Source organism: Yinghuangia sp. YIM S09857 (assembly GCF_051388915.1).
GTDB lineage: Bacteria > Actinomycetota > Actinomycetes > Streptomycetales > Streptomycetaceae > Yinghuangia.
This window is the reverse complement of the sequence record NZ_JBPKBH010000002.1, coordinates 167,022-184,993: the sequence shown is the minus strand read 5'-3', so window position 1 is coordinate 184,993 and position 17,972 is coordinate 167,022. Positions and strand designations below refer to the sequence as shown.

Here is a 17,972-nt window from a genome sequence, read left to right as displayed (position 1 = left end):
TGGGGAGGAGAGGGCCTCCGGGGAGACTTCGCTGGTCCCGGGCACACCGTCGCCGCGCCCGGGACCTGGCCGGGAGTACGCGCAGGCCCGCGCACGTGGCCGACGCGCGCATAGCGGTCGACTGCGCCCCGACGGGCCTGCGCTGAACCGCGCCAGAGCAAGCGGGCACCGTGTCGGCCGATGCCCCTCCTGCCGTCGGAACATTGGCAGGACGCCCGCCGAGCCCCGCCTGACCGAGCCCTACCGAGGCCGGGCGTAGGGCCGGGTCATGATCTCCATGTTGTGGCGGTCCGGGTCGGCGAAGTAGGCGCCGCGCCCGCCGAAGAGGTGGTTGATCCGGCCGGGTTCTGTGTGGTTGGGGTCGGCGTAGTAGGTGACCGCGGCCGCTTCCAGGCGGGCGATCATGGCGTCGAACTGCTCGTCGGGCACAAGGAACGCGTAGTGCTGCGACTGGATCGGCTCGTCGCGCTTCTCGTAGAAGTCGAGCGTCACGTGGTTGCCGAGGTCGACGGGCAGGAAGGGCCCGAACGGGGCCCCGATGTCCAGGCCCAGGATCGTGGCGATGAATTCGGCCGACAGCCGCCGGTCCGTGGCGTGGACGACGGTGTGGTTGAGCTGGGCGACGGTGACGGGATGATCCTCGTGGCCCTGGTTCTGGTCTTGCGGCATGTGTGGAGCCTCTCCGGGTCTTGGGTTCCGTGGGATGAAGCGCCGCGTGCGGGCGCCGGAATTGAAGACACGGTGAGAGAGGCGGGGCTCGGGCCCGCCGCGCGGTCACGCGAAGGCCGGGTGCCCTACTGGTATTTGGCCCATGGCCGACCCGGCAGTCATCCGGATGATCTTAGTGTCGGCCACATTCTGCGGCAACGCCGCGGGGTTTGATCCCAGCGCTGCGCGCGAACAGAGCCGGGTTGTCCGCGGACGTAGGCGTCGAGGACCCGCTGCGCGCCCTGGACCGGCACGGGAGCATGCTGGAGAGCCGGGGGACGTCGTGGTTGACGTCCTGGAGGCCGCAGGCGGATTCCGTCCCGGTCGAGGTTGCAGCAGTTTGCCGGGGATGCCAGAGAGCTGTGTGCTCGGTAGGGCTGAGGGCCTCGAACGTCCGGTCCAGGAACCCGGGCACGGCTTCTTCGGCCTGGGCGAGGAGTTGCCGGCCGGAGTCGGTGACGGTGACGGCGTACGCGCGGCGGTCTGCGAGGTCTCGTTCGCGGCGTACGTGGCCTGCCTGTTCGGGGCCGTCGCAGATGCCGACCATGACGGTGCGGTCGATGCGCGGTTCGTCGCTGAGGACGCGCTGTGAGCAGGGGCCGACCGCGGCGAGCATCTTCAGCACCAAAGGGAACTCGGCGTACGCTCGGAGTGCCCTGCGACGAGGTGATGCTCGCTGCCTTCATCCCGCTGGCGTTCACCATCGGCACCGACTTCAAGCCGCCCCCGCATTCCCCGGGAGCAGATCCTGCGTTGCGAGCGGTGGTAGCCGAGAGCCGAACTCCGATCGACGGCGCCGACGCGCGGAACCAGGACCTGCTTCCCGGTTGGCCCCCGCCGCCCACCAAGGGGAGTGTCCGGTCAACGACCGACGACGCTGCGGGATGCCTGCACCCGACCGGCAACCGCAGGGCATGCTGCCGGTCGTGGACGACCCCGAACTCGCTGTCCTGGCGCAGATGTGGGACGAGTCCGGGGACATGCCTTGGCCTCGGCCGCGACTGCCTAGGTGTCAGGGTCAAGCCGGTCGGCTCCAGCGAGAGTCAGGTGTCGCTACGCTCCGGCTGCGGCCGGCTGCGGACCGGACCTTCGGCGAGGGGGAGACTGTGACGTTCGAGTATCCACCGATGGGCGATGCTCTCTGGGACCACTGGCCTGGGCCGTGGGTGGGCAGCACGTACGACGTGCGCACGGTCATGGGCGCGATGTCGCGCCGGACCAAGGACGAGTTCCGGTACGACGTGATCCCGTGGCGCCGGTTTCCGCACCACGGCGGTCCCGGCGAGGAGATCCCCGTTCTCCTGGCGGCGCTGGCGTGCGCTGGAGCGGAGTCCGCGGATGCGGCGGTGTCCCGCCTTTGGAGTGCGCTGCGTTTGGAGGGCAGGTCGGCCGACGTCGCCGCGTGGGCGGTCCCGTTCCTTATCCGGATCGCAGCCGCCGGACCGCCGGCGGCGTCCGGGACGCGGGCGCGAACGCTGCGTCTGGCCGCCGAGATCGGCAGGAGCCTGCACTCGGCGGCGGATCACGGGCGGAGCTTCTCGAAGTCGGCGAGGACCCGCTGGTGATGAGCGGGTCGACGCTGTGCCCGGTGGACTGGACGATCCAGGCCGCACGGGAAGCCGTCACCCTCGACTGGCGGTTGCTGCTCGCGCCCCTGGCCGACCCGGCTGCCGAGGTCCGGTGCGCGGCGGCGTTCGTGCTGGCGGTGGCGGACGGCGAGGCTGACCGCATCACCTCGGCGCTGCACCGCCGCTGGGCCGTGGAGGACGATCCCGCCGTCCAGGTCAGCCTGATCCTGGCCATCGTCCAACTCGCGCGCGAGCACCCGGAAGAGCACACGGCCGCCTGGGCGCGGAGCCTGTGGTCGGACGCCGGGCGTGCGCCGCACGTTCGCGTCGGCGCCGGCGTCGCCTGGCTGTGCCTGGTCGACGGACCGGTGCCTGACGACCTTCGCGGCCTCCTGGACGCCCCGGGCACCGCGCGGCTCGGCGAACTGTTCCAGCGGGTGCCGTGGTTCACGTCCGTGGACTCCGAGAACGGGCTGCGCCGCTGCGTCCGTGCGATGCTCGCCCCGGACGTCCGCCGGGGCGAGCGGTCGGCGCGGGGGACGGACGGAGGCGGCAGCTCTCGCTGACGCGGGCCGGGACCGGCCGCCGCTGTCGCTTGCCGCGGTCCCTGGAAAGGGTGGCGGCCGGCGGGGGTTCGGCGGTGACCTGCGGCGGATCCGGTGCGGTTGCCGCGGCTTGTCAGCCGGTGTGCGCGAGGATCGCCGGGACCACCTCGTCCCAAACGGGGCGCGGGAAGACCTCGTGCCCTGTGGCCGGCATCTCCTTGAAGCGTGCGCCCGGGATCTCGGCGGCCAGTGCGCGGCCGTGGTCGGGCGGGAAGAGCGGGTCCTCGGTGCCGTGCAGGACGAGGGTCGGTGCCGCCACGTCCGCGAGGCGTGACCGCCACGGTTCGCCCGCGTCGATCATGAAGGGATTGGTGACCTGCGCCGCGACGTCGGCCGTCCGGTCGACCACGCGCTCCGCCATCGCACGTACGCCGTCCTCGTCGAAGGGTCGCGAGTGGGCGGCGAACGGGCGCTCGGCTTCGACGAGGTACGCGATCACGGCGTCACGGTCGGACCGGTCCGGGCCCGGCTGGTCCTCCGCGGAACCTTCGGCGAAGAGCGCCTGGACGGCCTCGGTCATGGGCGGCAGGTCGTCGGCGTCGTGGCCGGGTCCGCCCGGTGTCGAGGACGCCAGGGTGAGGGTCGCGACGGACCCGGGGTGGTCCAGCGCCAGCAACTGGCCGACGGCCGCTCCCTGCGACATGGCCACGATGTGTGCCGGGCCGATGCCCAGTGCGGCGATCACCTCGGCCGCGTCGGCGACGAGCGTGCGCAGGTTGTAGTCCGGCTGCCCGACCGGGCTTGCGGTGGACCGGCCCGCGTCGCGGCTGTCGTAGCGCACGACGTACCGGCCGCCCGCCGCCAGTCGGGCGACGAACTCGTCGTCCCAGGCGACAGCCGAGTGCCCGGCACCGTGGATGAGCAGGACCGCGGGGTCGGCCCGGTCGCCGAACGCCTCGGTGTACAGCTTGACGCCGCCCGTCGCACCGACCTCGACGAATTGCTCGTTGCCGACCATGAGGCACTCTCCTCCGCAGATGTTCGTTACATGTAACCAAGAACCTACAGCGCAACTGGTTACATGTCACGAACTTCTTTGTAGGGTGATCGCATGCCCCCCTCGCGCGCCTCCGCCGCCCCGACGCCCGCCCCGGCCCGCGACGCGTCCGCGCACGAAGCCCCGAGCGAGGCCGCACGTCAGGACCAGGACCAGGGGGACCAGGACCGGGATCAGGCCCTGGAACCGGACGCCGTCGGCGCCTGGGACGCCTACCGGCGCCTGCACCAACTCGTCGACACCGAGGTCGCGCGCGACCTGGAGCAGCAGTCGGGCCTGTCCATGCCCGACTACGAGGTACTGGCCGCCCTGGCCGACATGGCAACCCCCGATTCCTGCATCCGCGTTCGCCGCCTGGCCGCCCACCTGCACTGGGCGCACAGCCGCCTCTCGCGTCATCTCGGACGCATGGAGGCGCGCGGCCTGATCGCCCGCGAGCCGTGCGAGCGGGACGGGCGGGGCGACGACGTCGTGCTCACCGCCGAGGGGCGCGAGGCGTACGACCGCGCCACGCCCGGCTACCGGGCGTCCGTACGCCGACACTTCAGCGGACCGCTGAGCACAGACCAGCGCAGCGCTCTCGTCGCCATCGAGCGGACGATCCGGCAGACGCTCGCCGGACGGGACGCGCACTGAGCGGGCGGGCGTAGCGTCCCACGAGTCCCGCGCGTTTGGAGCACGCACGGAGCACGCATGTGTGCACGGCACTTCTGTCGCGTTCGACGAGCGCGCGTGCGGGATCCGTGGCGCGTACGGCTGCCCGGTGAGCGACGGGCCCGGTCCGGGCGCCGCGGTCCCGTACGCTTCCGCGCGGCCGACCGCGGGCGCATGCCGAGGGGCCCGTCGTGCCGTCCGACCACGCGGCGGGGTGGCTGCGCCGCCACCGGTGTTCTGCCGGGGTGACGACGGCCGGGGACCGGGAGGTGAGGTGTGCTCAGCCCCCGGTCGCCGGTCCTCGGTTGTTCGTCGTCAGCGTTGCGGGCGGTAGGTGGCGATGATGGTTCCGCTGCTGGTGGGTTGGGCGCTGACGAGTTCGAGCTTCTTCATGGTGGCGTCGTCGCCGAAGAGGCGGGCGCGGTTCTGGCCGGCGATGACCGGGTGGATCAGGAGGACGAGTTCGTCGAGGAGGTCGTGTTCGAGGAGCGACCGTACGAGGGTGGGGCTGCCCGCGACGGTGATGTCCTTGCCTTCGCCGGCCTTGAGTTCGGCGACGGCGGTGGCGAGGTCGCCCTTGACGAGGGTGCTGTTGGCCCACTCGTCGACGTCGGTAAGTGTGGAGGAGACGATGTACTTGGGCGAGGTGTTGATCCACTTGGCGAAGTCGGCGTCCTCGCCGCCGGTGACCGTGGGCCAGTAGCCGGCCCACTCGCTGTACGTCACGCGGCCCATCATGATCGTGTCGGCCTTCTCCAGCGACTCCGCCAGCGCAGCGCCCATTTCCGCGTCGAAAGCGAACTGCCACTGGTCGGGCGACTCGGCGACCCCGTCGAGCGAGACGAAGAGACCCGAAACGAGCTTGCGCATGATTCCTCCGGGATGGTTTCGGGGTCGTCCGCACGGTCCCGGCAGGGTGCTTCTTCGGCCGGGGGAGCCGACCCCGTCGGCTGTCCCGGCGAGCTTATGCAGGGTCCGCGGAGGAGGGCCTGTACAGAAGCGACAACGGTTCGGTCGGGTCGGGGCCGCGCAGTTGGGTGGCGGTGCGGCCGATGTAGCGGGTCAGGGAGCGGGCCAGGTGCGGCTGGTCGAAGTAGCCGAGGAGGTGGACGACGTCCTGTGCGGGTACGCCGTCCTGGATCAGCACGGCGGCGTGCCGGGCGCGGTCGATCCGCCGGACGGCGCCCTGGGTGAGTCCGGTCGCCGCGACGAAGCGCCGCTGGACGGTGCGCTGCGAGGCGTCGGGTGCGGCGCCGTCGAGGAGGGCGGGGACGATCGGGTCGCGGTCCACGATCCCGGCGCGCACCATGCGGCGTACGAACCACTCCGCGTTGTCGTAGTCGGGCACGTGCCACGCGGAGCCCTTGAGCCAGACGGAGCGCCGGGTCACGTCGGGGATCTCCGCGCTGCCGCCGACGAGGCGGCTGACCGGCAGGTGCGGCATGGAGGTGCCGAGGGCGAAGGTGATGCCGAAGAAGGTGGCGTCCTTCGGTACCGGCGCCGGTGCGGCGTTGGGTTCGGGGCCCTGCACGGCGCTGTGCACGCGGCCGTCGTGCTCCCAGAAGACGAGTTCCCAGTGCGGCGTCGCGATCGACGTCATGCGGCCGACGTCGTCGCTGCGGCTGCGCCACACGCGTTCGATGTACGGCAGCTCGGACGGCCGACTCTCGATCTCCAGCCCCACCGCGGACCGTCCCCTTTCTCCCCGCGTGTCAGGCGGTCAGTCTCCCACGGCGTTCCGTGCCGAGTCGGCGGATGCGGGGTCGGGAGCGGCCCTGTGCCGGGGTGCCGCGGTTCGGTGATGCGTGCGGGTGGTGAGGAGGTGCCGGGATTCGTCGGAGGTGGCGCGGTCGGCGTCGGGCGCGGCGGCGCGGCGACGGGCCTGCGTTGCGCGGGGGTTCGTGCGGGAGGGGGCCGGCGGGGTCAGTGCGGGGCTTCGGTGAGGTGTTCGGTGAGGGTGAGGAGTTCGGGGAGGCGGAGGACGCGGGCGCCCGGGAGGGGGACGTGGACGGCGGCCGTCCAGGTGGGCGGGACGGCGTCGAGGCCGTGGACGGCGCCGGCGAGGCCGCCGGTGACGGCTGCGACGGTGTCGGTGTCGCCGCCGAGGTCGACGGCGGCGCGTAGGGCGTCCTCGAAGGTGCCGGTGGTGCGCAGCGCCCAGACCGCGGAGCCGAGGCAGGGCCAGACGGCGCCGTTGAACTCGGTTGCCCGGGTGGGGTGCCAGTCGGGGGCGAGGACGGCGGCGTAGCGGTCGCGGTGGTCGGGGTGGACGTGGTGGGCGACGGTGTCGGGGAGTGCGGCGAGGGGGTCGTCGCCGTCGAGGGCGACGCGGACGAGTTCGTGGAGGACGGCGGTGCCCTCCCAGGCGGCGCGGTCGCCGTGGGTGAGGGCGGCGATGCGGCGGGCGGCGTCCATGGAGGCGGAGCGTCCGGCGGCGGCGAAGTGCACGGCGGAGGGGGCGGCGCGCATGAGGGAGCCGTTGCCCGCGGCGTACAGGTTGGTCTGGAAGTGGGCGGCGGCGGCGAGGTCCCAGGGCATGCCGCTGGTGAGGACGGCTTCGGTCTGGAGGCCGATGTCCTTGGGGGCGGACGCGGCCCAGCGGCGGAAGCGGTCGTAGATGTCGGGGAGGTCGAGTCCGCCGCGTTCGAGGAGCGATTCGGCGACGAGCACGGCCATCTGCGTTTCGTCGGTGGCCTCGCCGGGGTCCCAGCCGCCGCCTCCGCACATCTCGTCGCCCGCGCCGGGATGCGGGAACCGCGCGGAGAACGCGCCGGGCGGGCCGAACTCGAAGGGTGCGCCGAGCGCGTCGCCGACGGCCGAGCCGACCACGGCTCCCTGGGCGCGTCGCAGACGGTCCGGGGAGGGCTCCGGGGAACGGTGCGGGGCGGCGGGTGTGGCGGGGGTCATCGCCGGAGGCTACCGGGAGGGGGTACGGCGGCGCCGCCGGTTATCGGCGTTGTCGCGGGCGGCGGGGCGGGCTGCTATTCGTCGTCGGCTTGGACGACGTACGGGAGGCCGGTGCCGCGCAGCAGTTGGTCGAGGCGTTCGCGCTGGTCGCCGTCGAAGACGGCCTCGATCGTGCGGGTGCCGTCGTCGGTCTCGAAGCCGGGCGGCGGCGGGGCGGCGCGGAGTCCGGCGAGCAGGCTGCGTACCTGCTGGACTTCGTCGTCGGTGCGGGCGGTCACGCGTACGAAGGTCTCCATCGGTCCATCGTCACCCGTCGGCGGCGGGTCGGCATGGCGGCGGAGTGCGAGGGCGAGGGCGCGGGCGAGGGCACGGATCGCGGGGTGGGGTGCGGCTCCGGCGCGGTGGGCGAGGCGGGTCTCGCGGGTGAGGGGGAGTTCGGTGAGGCGTACGGCGGCGACGGTGTGCGGCGGGGTGTCGGCGATGCCGAGGCGGGGGACGAGGGCGACGCCTTGTCCTGCGGCGACGAGGGCGAGGACGGCGGTGAAGTCGTCGATGTGGTGGCGGGCGGCGGGGGTGAATCCGGCGGCTTCGCAGGCGCGGACGGTCATGGTGTGGCAGAGGGTTCCGGGGGTGGCGAGGATCCAGGGGGCGTCGCGGTGTGCGGTGAGGGGGTCGGCGGGGGCGGTGCCGGGCGCGGTGGCGGTCGGGTCGGTGGGTGTGCGGGTGGCGAGGTAGAGGGGTTCGGTGAACAGGGTGGAGGTCTGGATGCCGGGCGCGGTGGGTTCGGGGGCGAAGTCGTAGCGGTGGAGGAGGGCGGCGTCGAGGTCGCCGGCGCGGAGGCGGTCGGCGGCGTGGGCGGGGTCGAGTTCGGCGACGTGGGGTTCGAGGGCGGGGTGGTCGCGGGCGAGGCGGGTGAGGGCGGCCGGGAGGAGGGTGCGGGCGGCGGACGGGAAGGTGCCGATGCGCAGCGGTCCGGCGGGGGCGCCGCGGTGGGCGGCGAGTTCGGCGGCGGCCTGCTCCAGGTGGGCGAGGACGGTGTCGGCGTGGACGACGAGGGCGGTGGCGGCGGGGGTGAGGGTGACGCTGCGGCCGGTGCGTTCGAGGAGGGGCACGCCCGCTTCGCGTTCGAGTGCGGAGAGTTGCTGGGACACGGCCGACGGGGTGAAGGCGAGCGCGTCGGCGACGGCGGCGATGGTGCCGCGGTGGGCGAGTTCGCGGAGGAGGCGGAGGCGTCGTACGTCCAGCATCAGGCCAGCTTACGGTCAGGTGTGGAAAGGCGAACTGGATCTGTCGGGTGGGGTGGGTCAGGCTCGTCGTATGACGAATGCCGGTGCACAGGACAGAAGCCTTGACCTCGACTTGAGGTTGAGGGTTGGTGGCGGTGGTCCGGGAGTGGCCGCCGGACGGTGGCTGCGCGGGATCTTCGTGCCGCTGGTGACGCCGTTCGACCGCGACGGCGCGGCCGTGGACGCGGGCGCGCTCGAACGCCTCGCCCACGACGTGGTCGACGGCGGCGCGGCCGGGATCGTCGCGCTCGGCACGACGGCCGAGGCGGGCGCCCTCGACGCGGCGGAGCGGCGCACGGTCGCGGACGTGTGCGGGCGGGTGTGCGCGGAGCGCGGTGTACCGCTGGTGGTGGGGATCGGGGCGAGCGACACCCGCAGGGCGGCGGAGGAACTGGCCGGGCTGGCCCGGGGCGGCGAGCACGGGGAACCGGACGTGGAGCCGGGCGGGGAACCAGGCGTCGGACGGGGCGGCGGAGGTACGCCGACGGCCGCGCTCGTGACCGTCCCCTCGTTCACGCGGCCCTCCGAGGCCGGTGTCGTCGCGCACTTCGCGGCGCTGGCGGCGCGCAGCCCGGTGCCCCTGGTCGTCTACCACATCCCGTACCGCACCGGCCGCCCGCTGACCGCGGCCACGCTGCGTGAGATCGCGGCGCTGCCGGGGGTCGCCGGGGTCAAGCACGCGGTCGGGGGCGTGGACGCGGACACGGTCGCGCTGTTCGCGGAGCTCGCGGCTGCCGGCGCTGCGGTCACCGGCGCTCCGGGTCCCGACGCCACAGGTTCCGGCGCCGCGGGTGCCGCGGGCCGGTTCGCGGTGATGGCCGGGGACGACGCGTACCTCTCCCCGATGCTGGCGCTCGGCGCGTCCGGCGGCATCCTCGCGTCCGCCCACCTGGCCACCGCCGCGTTCGCGGCACTCGCCGACCGGTGGGAGCGCGGCGACGTGGCCGCGGCGCGCGACCTCGGGCACCGGCTGGCCCGGCTGTCGGCCGCGCTGTTCGCCGAACCGAACCCCGTCGTCCTGAAGGCGGTGCTCGCCGCGCGGGGCCGCATCCCGCACGCGGCGGTACGCCTGCCGCTGCTCCCCGCCGCACGCGAGAACGTCACGGCGGCGCTCCGCGCGCTGGACGAGGTGGGCGCCGGGTTCGGCGGGGCCGAGGCGGCGTAGCGGCGGTCGGCGGAGCCGGCGTCCATGGCCCCGGTGGGGACCGGTGGGACGAGCCGGGCGCGTACCGGACCCCGGCCGGGGCCCCGCGGCGCTGTGTGCGGTCAGCGCGCCCGTCGGTTCGCCGGACCGCGGTCGGCGGCGTCGAAACGGGCGAGTGCGCGGGCGCCCGGCAGCAGGGCGGCGGTCAGGCTGCGGAGCTGGTCGTCGTCCAGGCCCCCGACGGCCGCCGCGGTGTCGTCGGCCGCGTCCCCGGCTATCTCGGCCGCGATCGTGTCGAGCGGCGTGCGCGGGCCGGTCTTGCTGACGGCGGCCGCCGCGCGGGCGGGGGTGAGGAGCGCCGCGGCCTGGAGCACGAGCCAGGCGGGCACGCCCGCGGCGCCCTGCGGCGGCGGCAGGTACGGGCGGGCCCCGCTGTAGCGGCGGTCCTCCGCGAACGCGGGCTGCTTCACCTTGATCAGCGGACGCGCGTCCGCAGATGCCGACGTGTCCGCGCCCGCCGATCCCGCCGCGCCCTCGCGCCATTCGCCCGCGGGCTTGAGGACGTATCCCTCGGCGAGATTGCCGTCGTCCAGCTCCGGGAGTCCGAGCAGGGCGGGCACGCGCGTGGGGAAGACGCGCGGCAGGTCGTCCAGTCGGTGTCGCGGCCCGTGCCCGAGCGGCGGTGCACACAGGAGTCCGGCCGCGGCCGCGGCCGTGCGCAGTGTGCGGTCGGCGACCCACAGGCGTCCTGGTGGTTCGCCTTGTCCGGCCGCGCCGGCGTCGGGCGCGGTGTCGGGCGCGGTGTCGAGTGTCGCGTCGAACAGCAGCCAGTGCAGCCCGGGTGCGTACCAGACTCCGGTCTGCACGGGGTCGACCCCGGGCGCGGCCGGGACGTCGGGGTGCGGGTAGCGGCCGCCCGCGAGTTCGCCGTACAGCGTGACGGTCGGCACCGAGTCCGCGGCACCTGCGGCGCCCGGGCGGTGGGCGGCGCGCAACGCCTCGGCGCAGCGGTCGGCGGCCACCGCGAGTGCGGGCCAGACGCGGCTGACGCCGAAGAACGCGTCGAGGTCGTCGTCGCCGAGGAGTTCGCGGCGTTTCGCGGGGCGGGTCCCGGCCGCGTCGCAGACGACGGCGAAGTGTGCGCCGTGGACCTTCTCCGCGGCCGCCCATTCGCGGACCGCGGGCGTCGGCGCGCCGCCGGTACGCGTGGCCCCGCGCGAGGGGATCTTCGGGTACGGGCGCAGCGTCGGTCGTTCGGCCGCCGGTGTGGCGTCGCTCATGGGGGTGATCGTGGCGCGTGCGGTCGTGTGCGGGCAACCGGGTTGTTCTGCGGCGCGGTTCGCGGGCTCGGCGTGTCGGCCGGGCGGGGACGGGGCCCGTCCGGGTTGAGTCGACCCGGAGTAGACGCGGAGTCGACGTGCAGTCGGGACCGGGCGTGCGGGTCGGCGTCCGAGGGTGGTGCGGGTGAACGTACGGGAGAGCGGGGTCGGCGGATGGTCGTGGACAGTTCTGGTGGCCCGACGCGGCGCGCCGTGCTGGCGGTGCTGGCGGCCGTCGCGGTCGCGGGGTGTGCGGACGACGGGGGTTCGGAGGCCGCGGCGCAGGCGTCCGGGGCCGCGCCGACCGGCGTGCCCGCGGTAGGAGCGTCCGGCGGCCCCGCGCGGCTGCCTGCTCCCGCGCCCGCGGCGGACTTCGCCGCGTTGGAGCGCGCGCACGACGCGCGGTTGGGGGTGTTCGCGGTGGCGACCGGTTCCGGGGCGGAGGTGGCGTACCGGGCCGACGAGCGGTTCGCGTTCTGCTCGACGTTCAAGGCGCTGGCGGTGGCAGCGGTCCTCGGGCGGCGGTCGATCGCGGACCTGGAGGAGCGGATCACCTTCACGGGCGCCGAGGTCGACTCGATCTCGCCGATCACGCGGGACCGCGTCGCCACCGGCATGACCGTACGCGAACTCTGCGACGCCGCCGTGCGCTTCAGCGACGGCACGGCCGCGAACCTGCTGGTGCGCGACGTCGGCGGCCCGGCCGCGCTGACCGCCTACCTGCGCGGGCTCGGGGACACGGTCAGCCGGATCGACCACTACGAGCCGGAGCTGAACGAGGACCCGCCGGGCGATCCGCGCGACACCACGACGCCGCGCGCGATCGCGGCGGACTTCCGCACGGTGGTGCTGGGCGACGCGCTGGCCGCCGACAGGCGCGCGCTGCTGCGGGACTGGCTGGAGCGCAACACGACCGGCGACAGGCGCATCCGCGCCGGGCTGCCGGCCGGGTGGAGGGCCGCGGACAAGACCGGGACGGGCAACTACGGGCGGGCGAACGACATCGCGGTCGCCTGGCCGCCGGACGCGGGGCCCGGTGCCGGGTCCGGCGGCCGGCCCGGTGCCGCGTCGGGTCCCACCGGTCCGATCGTGCTGGCCGTGATGTCCGACCGCGCCGGATACGGGACGGAGCCGGACGAGTCGCTGATCGCCGCGGCGACCGCGCTGGTGGTCGCGGGGCTCGGCGGTACCGCGGTCGGATAGGGCGCCGCAACGTGCGGCCGTCCCCCCTCACCACCGCCGACCGGTCCAAGGAATCAACTCCCAACCGGTCCAATCCACTGGACCGGTCAGGGCGTAGCGTCGTCCTCATGCCCACGACGTTCAACCATCTGCTGCACGTGACCCCGCCGTTCGTCCCCGACGGCGCCGAGGCCATGACCATGACGATCGAGCTGCCGCCCGGCGACCCGGGGACGCCGCCGCACCGGCACAGCGGACCGGTGTTCGGGTACGTCCTCGACGGCGAGCTGCTGTTCGAGCTCGAAGGCGACCCGGAGCGGGTGATCCGCGCCGGGGAGGCGTTCTGGGAGCCCGGCGGGGACGTCGTCCACTACCAGGCGGGCAACGCCCTCACCGACGCCTCGACGCGCTTTGTCGTCGTGATGCTCGGCGTCCCGGGGGAGCCGATGCTGACACTGGTCGACGAGACCGAACTGCACGAGCGGCGCGCGTTGCGGGCCCCGCGTCCGACCACCGCCGCTCCTACCGCCGCGCCCGCCGCCGCCGACACCGGGAAGGGCTGAGCCGTGCACGTGTTCGTCGCCGGGGCGACCGGCGCTGTCGGCCGCCTCCTGCTGCCCCTGCTCGTCGCGGACGGCCACCGGGTCACCGCCCTGACGCGCGGCGCGCCCGGTGCCGCCGCCGTCCTCGCGGCCGGGGGCAGCCCGGTCGTCGGGGACGTCTACGACGCGGACGGACTCGCGCAGTTGCTGCGCGCGGCGTCCCCCGACCTGGTGATGCACCAGCTCACCGACCTCGGGCGCGGCGACCTGGCGGCCAATGCGCGGATCCGGACCGAGGGCACCCGCAACCTCGTCGGCGCCGCGCGGGCGGCGGGGGTGCGGCGGATCGTCGCGCAGAGCATCTCGTGGGCGTACGAGGCGGGCCCGGACCCCGCGGTCGAGGACACTCCCCTCGACACCGTCGCCCCGGAGCCGCGCGCGACGAGCGTCGCCGGGGTCGCCGCGCTGGAGAGTGCGGTGCGCGAGCTGCCCGAGTGGGTCGTGCTGCGGTACGGGCTGCTGTACGGCCCCGGCACCTGGTACACCCGCGACGGCTTGACGGCGCGGCGGGCGCAGGCGGGCCAGTTGGCGGCCGATGCCGATGTCGCGAGCTTCGTCCACGTCGCGGACGCCGCACGCGCCGCGCGCGAAGCCGTGTCCTGGCCGTCCGGCACGATCGCCAACATCGTCGACGACGACCCCGCACCCGCCGACGCGTGGGTGCCGCACTTCTGCGTCGCCGTCGGCGCCCCCGCGCCGCCCGGCCGGGAAGCCGAGCCCGGGGTCGGGGTCCGGCCCGCCCGAACGGGCTGGGCCCGCGGCGCCGACAACACGTACGCCCGCAAGGAGTTGGGGTGGGCCCCCGAGTACGCCTCCTGGCGTACCGGCTTCCGCACCCTGTCCGCGTAGCGCCGATCGGCGTGCGCGGACGCGCTTTCGTCGGCGCCGCCGCCTCGCGGTCCCGGCGCGCGAAGCGTGACAGCTTCGGCCCCGCGCCTTGCGCTGCACGGCAGCGGAACACGTGCCCGGCACCAAGCTCCGAAGGACACGACCTAGAGTCCTCGCATGCGCGCCGATCGGTTGGTTTCGCTGGTGCTGTTGCTGCGTCGGCACGGGCGGATGTCCGCGGCGGCGCTGGCCCGGGAGTTGGAGGTGTCGACCCGTACCGTGCTGCGCGACGTCGAGGCGCTGTCGGCGGCCGGGGTCCCGGTGTACGCGGAGCGCGGGCGGCACGGCGGGTTCGCGCTGCTGCCCGGGTTCCGGACCGAACTGACCGGGCTGACCCATGACGAGGCGCTGGCCCTGGTGGTCGCCGGATCGCGGCGCGGGGCCCAGGTGTTCGGCCTGGGCTCCGCGCTCGCCTCCGCGATGCTCAAGGTCGTGGACGCGCTGCCCGAGAGCTACCGGACCACCGCGGCGGGAGCCGCGGAGCGCCTGCTGATCGACCCGGACACCGACCTCCTGGCGCGGCGCCGGGTCGACGAGGAACTGCCGGACGCCGTGGTGGCGGAGGTCCGGCGCGCGGTGTTCGCCGGGCACAAGCTGCGGATCCGGTACGCGGCGGCGGACCAGGACCCGCGGTGGCGGACGGTGGACCCGATCGGGCTGGTCACCGTACGGGACCACGGCTACCTGCTGGCGACGCGGTCCGGCGAGGACCGCACGTACCGCCTGTCGCGCATCGTGGCCGCCGAGGAACTCGACGAGGCGGCGCAGCGCCCGGACCGGGTGGACCTGGACCGGGCCTGGCAGGAGCGCAGCACCCGCTTCCGGTCGGGCGGGGACCAGGTCGCCGTCACCGTGCGGGTGGATCCGGCCCGTCGCGCGGAGCTGGCCGGCACGGCGCTGGCGGTCCTGGCCGAGGAGCCCGACGCCTCTGAAGGGGACGCACGGCCGGGGTGGCTGCGCATGCAACTCACCTTCCAGGACGCCCGCCACGCCGAGTGGGCCCTGTGGCAGCTCTCCGCAAGCGCCGAAGCAGTGGCCCCCCAATGGCTGCGCGGGGCCCTGCACGACCGCGCCGCCGCGATCGTCGCCCATTACGCCGCGGACGCCTGATCTACGGTGTGGCTGCTACCACTCGACGTCGAAAGGACCGGCACGTTGCCAGGGACCCCCGCTGTCGCCGATGCCGCGGGTCTGCTGCGGGTGGAGCTGCTCGCGGGCGGCGCGTCCCTCGCGGATCTCGGTGTGCAGGACGTGTGGCGGGCATTCCTGCGGTTCGGCCGCATGCCGTTCGACACGCCGGGCACACCGGACTGCGACGGACTCCTGTTCCAGTACGGCAGCCACGCCTTCGACCGTCCGCCCGGCCTCGTGGCGGAGGCGGGCTGCGCCGGGCCGGCGGCGGGTCGGCGGGTGTCGGGGCTTCGTGGCCTACCAGCGGTACCAGCGTCCGCGTCGGCCCCCGGCACCTGCGCTGCGCAGCAGGAACCCGAGCAGCCAGACCACCAGGACGACGACTGCGACCCACCACAGCACCTTGAGTGCGAACCCCGCACCGAACAAGATCAACGCCAGCAGAAGAACCAGAATCAGAGGAAGCATGTACAACCGCTGCCCGGCTCCCGCGGACCCATGCGTCCTGCGTCCGCGGCACCGGGCGGGCGGCCTCCGGCGCACGCCGAGCGCGGTGCAGGCGCAGCGCGCCCGGTCCGCGCACAGTCGTGTGGGTGCGCGACGACGCCGGTGGCGCGTCAACCCCGGTGCGGCACGTGCGCTTTCGACGATCCGCCCGGCTTCCTGCTGGACTTCGTCCGGCAGTTCGAGGTCGTCGGCGCCGACGGCGAACACGAGCAGTACGTCCAGGTGCACTGCGAGGTCCGGTTCGCCCACGTCCCGGCCCTGCACGACCTGGGCAGCTTCAACTCCTGGTTCTTCCACGACGGCGACGTCGGCCTCGACGACTGGGCGGCCGCACTCACCACGACGCCGGCATGGTCGACCGTCTCCGCGCAGCACCCGGACGAGATCGTCGTCCACGTGGAAGACGCCTGCTGACGCACCGTCAGGCGGTGCCCGGCCCAAAGTGGCGACGCGTCGGCGATCCGGGAGATGATCACGTTCGGCAAAGGGACCGCAGAGCACCGGGAGCGCACGAATGAGTCGTCCAGCCGTATCCGAACAGGCCGCGTCCGGTGAGGACCTGCGCGCGATCGACGACGTGTTCGCGGAAATCCAGGCGGGGGTGGGAGAGTTCGACGCCGCCAGGGTCGGCGCGCGGTTCACCGCCAACGCGTCGTTCACGACTCCGGCCGGACAGCGCTTCGACGGCTGGGAGGCCGTCAACGCCCACCACCGCCGCCAACTCGCGAACCCGGTCGAGGGGTTCCGCACGCGGATCGCCGTCGAACACGTGACGTTCCCGACACCCGACACCGCGGTCGTGTCCGTACGGCAGCACGCCTCCACCTCGGCGGGCGACTTCGCCAACGTCGGCACCTGGGTGCTGGTCAAACGGGACGGCGGTTGGTGGGTGCACGCGGTCCACAACACCAACGTCGCGGGCACCGGCTGACTCCTGCCGAGAAGCCCGGCGGCGAGTCCCGGCCGCCCCGGTGCGGTGCTCGTCCTGTCCGCACAGTCGGTGGCTACCGCGTTGCGGTGAGGAGGTCGGGCAGGGCGTCGAGGGCTGCGCGCCAGGTGTGCGGGGGCGGGGTGGCGTAGCCGATGACGAGGGCGGCCGGGTGGGCGGGGGACGGGGTGTGCCAGTAGCCGGCGGTGTGGAGGCCGTGGAGGGTGAGCCCGGCGTACCGTGCGGCCTCCACCGTCCGGCGCTCGGCTTCGGGGCTCGCGACGGGGACGAGGGCGTGCAGTCCGGCCGGGACTCCGGCGAGGGGGCGTGGGAGGCGGGCCGCGAGGTCGGTGCGGCGGCGTCGGTACGCCAGGCGGGCCTGCCGGATGTGGCGGTCGTAGTCGCCGCGTTCGAGGAGGTCGGCGAAGGCGAGCTGGTCGACGGCCGGGGGCTCCGCGCCGAGTTCGGCGACCGCGTTCCGCACCGGGTCGCGCAGGGCCGGCGGTACGGCGAGCCAGCCGAGCCGCATGCCGGGGGCCAGTGCCTTGCTGGCGCTCCCGGCGTAGACGACGCGCTCGGGCGCGTGCGCCTGCATGGCACCGACGGGCTGGCGGTCGTAGCGGAACTCGCCGTCGTAGTCGTCCTCGACGAGGAACACGCCGCGGCGCCGGGCGCGGTCGAGGAACGCGGCGCGGCGGCGCGGGGCCAGGACGACGCCGCGGGGGTGCTGGTGGGCGGGGGTGAGCAGGACGGCTCCGACGTGGTCGGCGAGGTGGTCCGGGTCGGCGCCGGCGTCGTCGACGGGCACGGGTGCGACGTGGAGTCCGGCGGCGCGCAGGAGGTCGCGGTGCCGGGCGAGGCCCGGGTCCTCGGTGGCGGCGTGCCTGATGCCGGTGCTGTGCAGGGCGCGGCCGAGGACCGCGAGGGCGTGGGAGAAGCCGGAGGTGACGACGATGGCGTCGGGGTCGGCGCGTACGCCCCGGGTGCGGGCGGTGTACGCGGCGAGGGCCGCGCGGAGCCGGGGCTGGCCGGTCGGGTCGCCGTAGTCCCATGCGTGGTCGGGTGCGGCGGCGAGGGCGCGGCGTACGGCGGAGGCCCACAGGGTGCGCGGGAAGGAGCTGAGGTCGGGGCGGCCGGGGCGCAGGTCGACGGCGCCGCGGGCGGGGGTGCGGTCGGCGGGCGGGGCGGACCCGGCGGACGCGGCGGGCCCGCCCGGCTCCGGGGCCGCGCCGCCCGTCGGCGGGAGGGGAGCCGGTGGTTCGGCCACCCAGGTCCCGGCGCCGGTGGTCCCGGTGAGCCACCCTTCGGCGATCAGGCTGCTGTACGCCTCGACCGCCGTCCCGCGGGCGATGCCGAGGTCCGCGGCGAGGCTGCGGGTGCCGGGCAGGCGCGTGCCCGGGGAGAGGCGGCCGGTGCGCACGGCGTCGCGCAGCGCTTCGGCGAGGGCCCGCCCGACGCCGGGTCCGCGGGTCACGTCGAGGTGCAGGTCCAGCCCGGTCGTCGGGTGCGTGTCGGCCACGCGCCGACCCTACGCGCCGGGTCGGGG

General features: G+C 74.7%; 21 protein-coding genes. 11 read left to right on the top strand and 10 right to left on the bottom strand.

What is annotated here, in order from left to right; all coding sequences use genetic code 11:
- Nucleotides 1-240: 240 nt before the first annotated feature.
- Nucleotides 241-669 (bottom strand): VOC family protein, encoded by a 429-nt coding sequence (locus ACRX5S_RS03995; RefSeq protein ID WP_436771315.1) that lies wholly within the window; start codon nt 667-669, stop codon nt 241-243.
- Between the two features lie 403 nt (nt 670-1,072).
- Here ACRX5S_RS03995 and ACRX5S_RS03990 point away from each other — a divergent pair, with 403 nt between their 5' ends.
- From ACRX5S_RS03990 to ACRX5S_RS03980, 3 genes are all read left to right on the top strand, one after another.
- Entirely contained in the window at nt 1,073-1,300 is a 228-nt protein-coding gene (locus ACRX5S_RS03990; protein ID WP_436771314.1) for a hypothetical protein, read from the top strand.
- A 535-nt stretch (nt 1,301-1,835) separates the two neighbouring features.
- Nucleotides 1,836-2,273, top strand: coding sequence for a hypothetical protein (locus ACRX5S_RS03985; protein ID WP_436771313.1), 438 nt, complete (start codon nt 1,836-1,838; stop codon nt 2,271-2,273).
- Complete coding sequence (locus ACRX5S_RS03980) at nt 2,273-2,842, top strand: hypothetical protein (RefSeq protein WP_436771312.1); 570 nt, start codon at nt 2,273-2,275, stop codon at nt 2,840-2,842. The genes ACRX5S_RS03985 and ACRX5S_RS03980 overlap by 1 nt, the downstream gene beginning before the upstream one ends.
- Nucleotides 2,843-2,954: 112 nt before the next feature.
- Here ACRX5S_RS03980 and ACRX5S_RS03975 read toward each other — a convergent pair whose 3' ends face one another.
- Nucleotides 2,955-3,839: an alpha/beta fold hydrolase gene (locus ACRX5S_RS03975; protein ID WP_436771311.1), complete on the bottom strand. Its 885-nt coding sequence runs from the start codon at nt 3,837-3,839 to the stop codon at nt 2,955-2,957.
- A 93-nt stretch (nt 3,840-3,932) separates the two neighbouring features.
- Here ACRX5S_RS03975 and ACRX5S_RS03970 point away from each other — a divergent pair, with 93 nt between their 5' ends.
- Nucleotides 3,933-4,514, top strand: coding sequence for a MarR family winged helix-turn-helix transcriptional regulator (locus tag ACRX5S_RS03970; protein WP_436771310.1), 582 nt, complete (start codon nt 3,933-3,935; stop codon nt 4,512-4,514).
- Between the two features lie 333 nt (nt 4,515-4,847).
- Here ACRX5S_RS03970 and ACRX5S_RS03965 read toward each other — a convergent pair whose 3' ends face one another.
- The 4 genes from ACRX5S_RS03965 to ACRX5S_RS03950 all read right to left on the bottom strand — a co-directional run bounded on the left by ACRX5S_RS03965 (nt 4,848) and on the right by ACRX5S_RS03950 (nt 8,686).
- Entirely contained in the window at nt 4,848-5,402 is a 555-nt protein-coding gene (locus ACRX5S_RS03965) for a dihydrofolate reductase family protein (RefSeq protein WP_436771309.1), read from the bottom strand.
- A gap of 94 nt (nt 5,403-5,496) precedes the next feature.
- Complete coding sequence (locus ACRX5S_RS03960; RefSeq protein ID WP_436771308.1) at nt 5,497-6,216, bottom strand: helix-turn-helix domain-containing protein; 720 nt, start codon at nt 6,214-6,216, stop codon at nt 5,497-5,499.
- Nucleotides 6,217-6,455: 239 nt separating this feature from the next.
- Entirely contained in the window at nt 6,456-7,439 is a 984-nt protein-coding gene (locus tag ACRX5S_RS03955) for an ADP-ribosylglycohydrolase family protein (protein WP_436771307.1), read from the bottom strand.
- A 74-nt stretch (nt 7,440-7,513) separates the two neighbouring features.
- Nucleotides 7,514-8,686 carry a LysR family transcriptional regulator gene (locus tag ACRX5S_RS03950; protein WP_436771306.1) on the bottom strand — a complete coding sequence of 391 codons (1,173 nt, stop codon included), beginning with the start codon at nt 8,684-8,686 and terminating at the stop codon, nt 7,514-7,516.
- A gap of 145 nt (nt 8,687-8,831) precedes the next feature.
- On the opposite strand from ACRX5S_RS03950, the gene ACRX5S_RS03945 reads away from it, so the two are divergent.
- The gene (locus ACRX5S_RS03945) at nt 8,832-9,890 is read left to right on the top strand and encodes a dihydrodipicolinate synthase family protein (protein WP_436771305.1); all 1,059 of its coding nucleotides are present in this window, start codon (nt 8,832-8,834) and stop codon (nt 9,888-9,890) included.
- 101 nt (nt 9,891-9,991) lie between these two features.
- On the opposite strand, the gene ACRX5S_RS03940 is transcribed toward ACRX5S_RS03945, so the two are convergent.
- Nucleotides 9,992-11,149 (bottom strand): RNA ligase family protein, encoded by a 1,158-nt coding sequence (locus ACRX5S_RS03940; RefSeq protein ID WP_436771304.1) that lies wholly within the window; start codon nt 11,147-11,149, stop codon nt 9,992-9,994.
- A 219-nt stretch (nt 11,150-11,368) separates the two neighbouring features.
- Here ACRX5S_RS03940 and bla point away from each other — a divergent pair, with 219 nt between their 5' ends.
- The 4 genes from bla (at nt 11,369) to ACRX5S_RS03920 (ending at nt 14,970) form a co-directional block, all read left to right on the top strand.
- Nucleotides 11,369-12,391 (top strand): class A beta-lactamase, encoded by a 1,023-nt coding sequence (bla, locus tag ACRX5S_RS03935; protein ID WP_436771303.1) that lies wholly within the window; start codon nt 11,369-11,371, stop codon nt 12,389-12,391.
- 107 nt (nt 12,392-12,498) lie between these two features.
- Nucleotides 12,499-12,933, top strand: coding sequence for a cupin domain-containing protein (locus ACRX5S_RS03930; RefSeq protein ID WP_436771302.1), 435 nt, complete (start codon nt 12,499-12,501; stop codon nt 12,931-12,933).
- A gap of 3 nt (nt 12,934-12,936) precedes the next feature.
- Nucleotides 12,937-13,821 (top strand): NAD-dependent epimerase/dehydratase family protein, encoded by an 885-nt coding sequence (locus ACRX5S_RS03925; protein WP_436771301.1) that lies wholly within the window; start codon nt 12,937-12,939, stop codon nt 13,819-13,821.
- 156 nt (nt 13,822-13,977) lie between these two features.
- Entirely contained in the window at nt 13,978-14,970 is a 993-nt protein-coding gene (locus ACRX5S_RS03920) for a helix-turn-helix transcriptional regulator (RefSeq protein WP_436771300.1), read from the top strand.
- A 15-nt stretch (nt 14,971-14,985) separates the two neighbouring features.
- On the opposite strand, the gene ACRX5S_RS03915 is transcribed toward ACRX5S_RS03920, so the two are convergent.
- Together ACRX5S_RS03915 and ACRX5S_RS03910 are read right to left on the bottom strand one after the other, a co-directional pair.
- Nucleotides 14,986-15,204, bottom strand: a complete 219-nt coding sequence (locus tag ACRX5S_RS03915; RefSeq protein WP_436771299.1) for a hypothetical protein — start codon at nt 15,202-15,204, stop codon at nt 14,986-14,988.
- Between the two features lie 84 nt (nt 15,205-15,288).
- Nucleotides 15,289-15,459 (bottom strand): hydrophobic protein, encoded by a 171-nt coding sequence (locus ACRX5S_RS03910; protein WP_436771298.1) that lies wholly within the window; start codon nt 15,457-15,459, stop codon nt 15,289-15,291.
- A gap of 141 nt (nt 15,460-15,600) precedes the next feature.
- On the opposite strand from ACRX5S_RS03910, the gene ACRX5S_RS03905 reads away from it, so the two are divergent.
- Nucleotides 15,601-15,912, top strand: a complete 312-nt coding sequence (locus tag ACRX5S_RS03905) for a hypothetical protein (protein WP_436771297.1) — start codon at nt 15,601-15,603, stop codon at nt 15,910-15,912.
- Nucleotides 15,913-16,012: 100 nt separating this feature from the next.
- The gene (locus ACRX5S_RS03900; RefSeq protein ID WP_436771296.1) at nt 16,013-16,429 is read left to right on the top strand and encodes an SgcJ/EcaC family oxidoreductase; all 417 of its coding nucleotides are present in this window, start codon (nt 16,013-16,015) and stop codon (nt 16,427-16,429) included.
- A gap of 73 nt (nt 16,430-16,502) precedes the next feature.
- Here ACRX5S_RS03900 and ACRX5S_RS03895 read toward each other — a convergent pair whose 3' ends face one another.
- Nucleotides 16,503-17,945 (bottom strand): PLP-dependent aminotransferase family protein, encoded by a 1,443-nt coding sequence (locus ACRX5S_RS03895; RefSeq protein WP_436771295.1) that lies wholly within the window; start codon nt 17,943-17,945, stop codon nt 16,503-16,505.
- Nucleotides 17,946-17,972 lie beyond the last annotated feature (27 nt).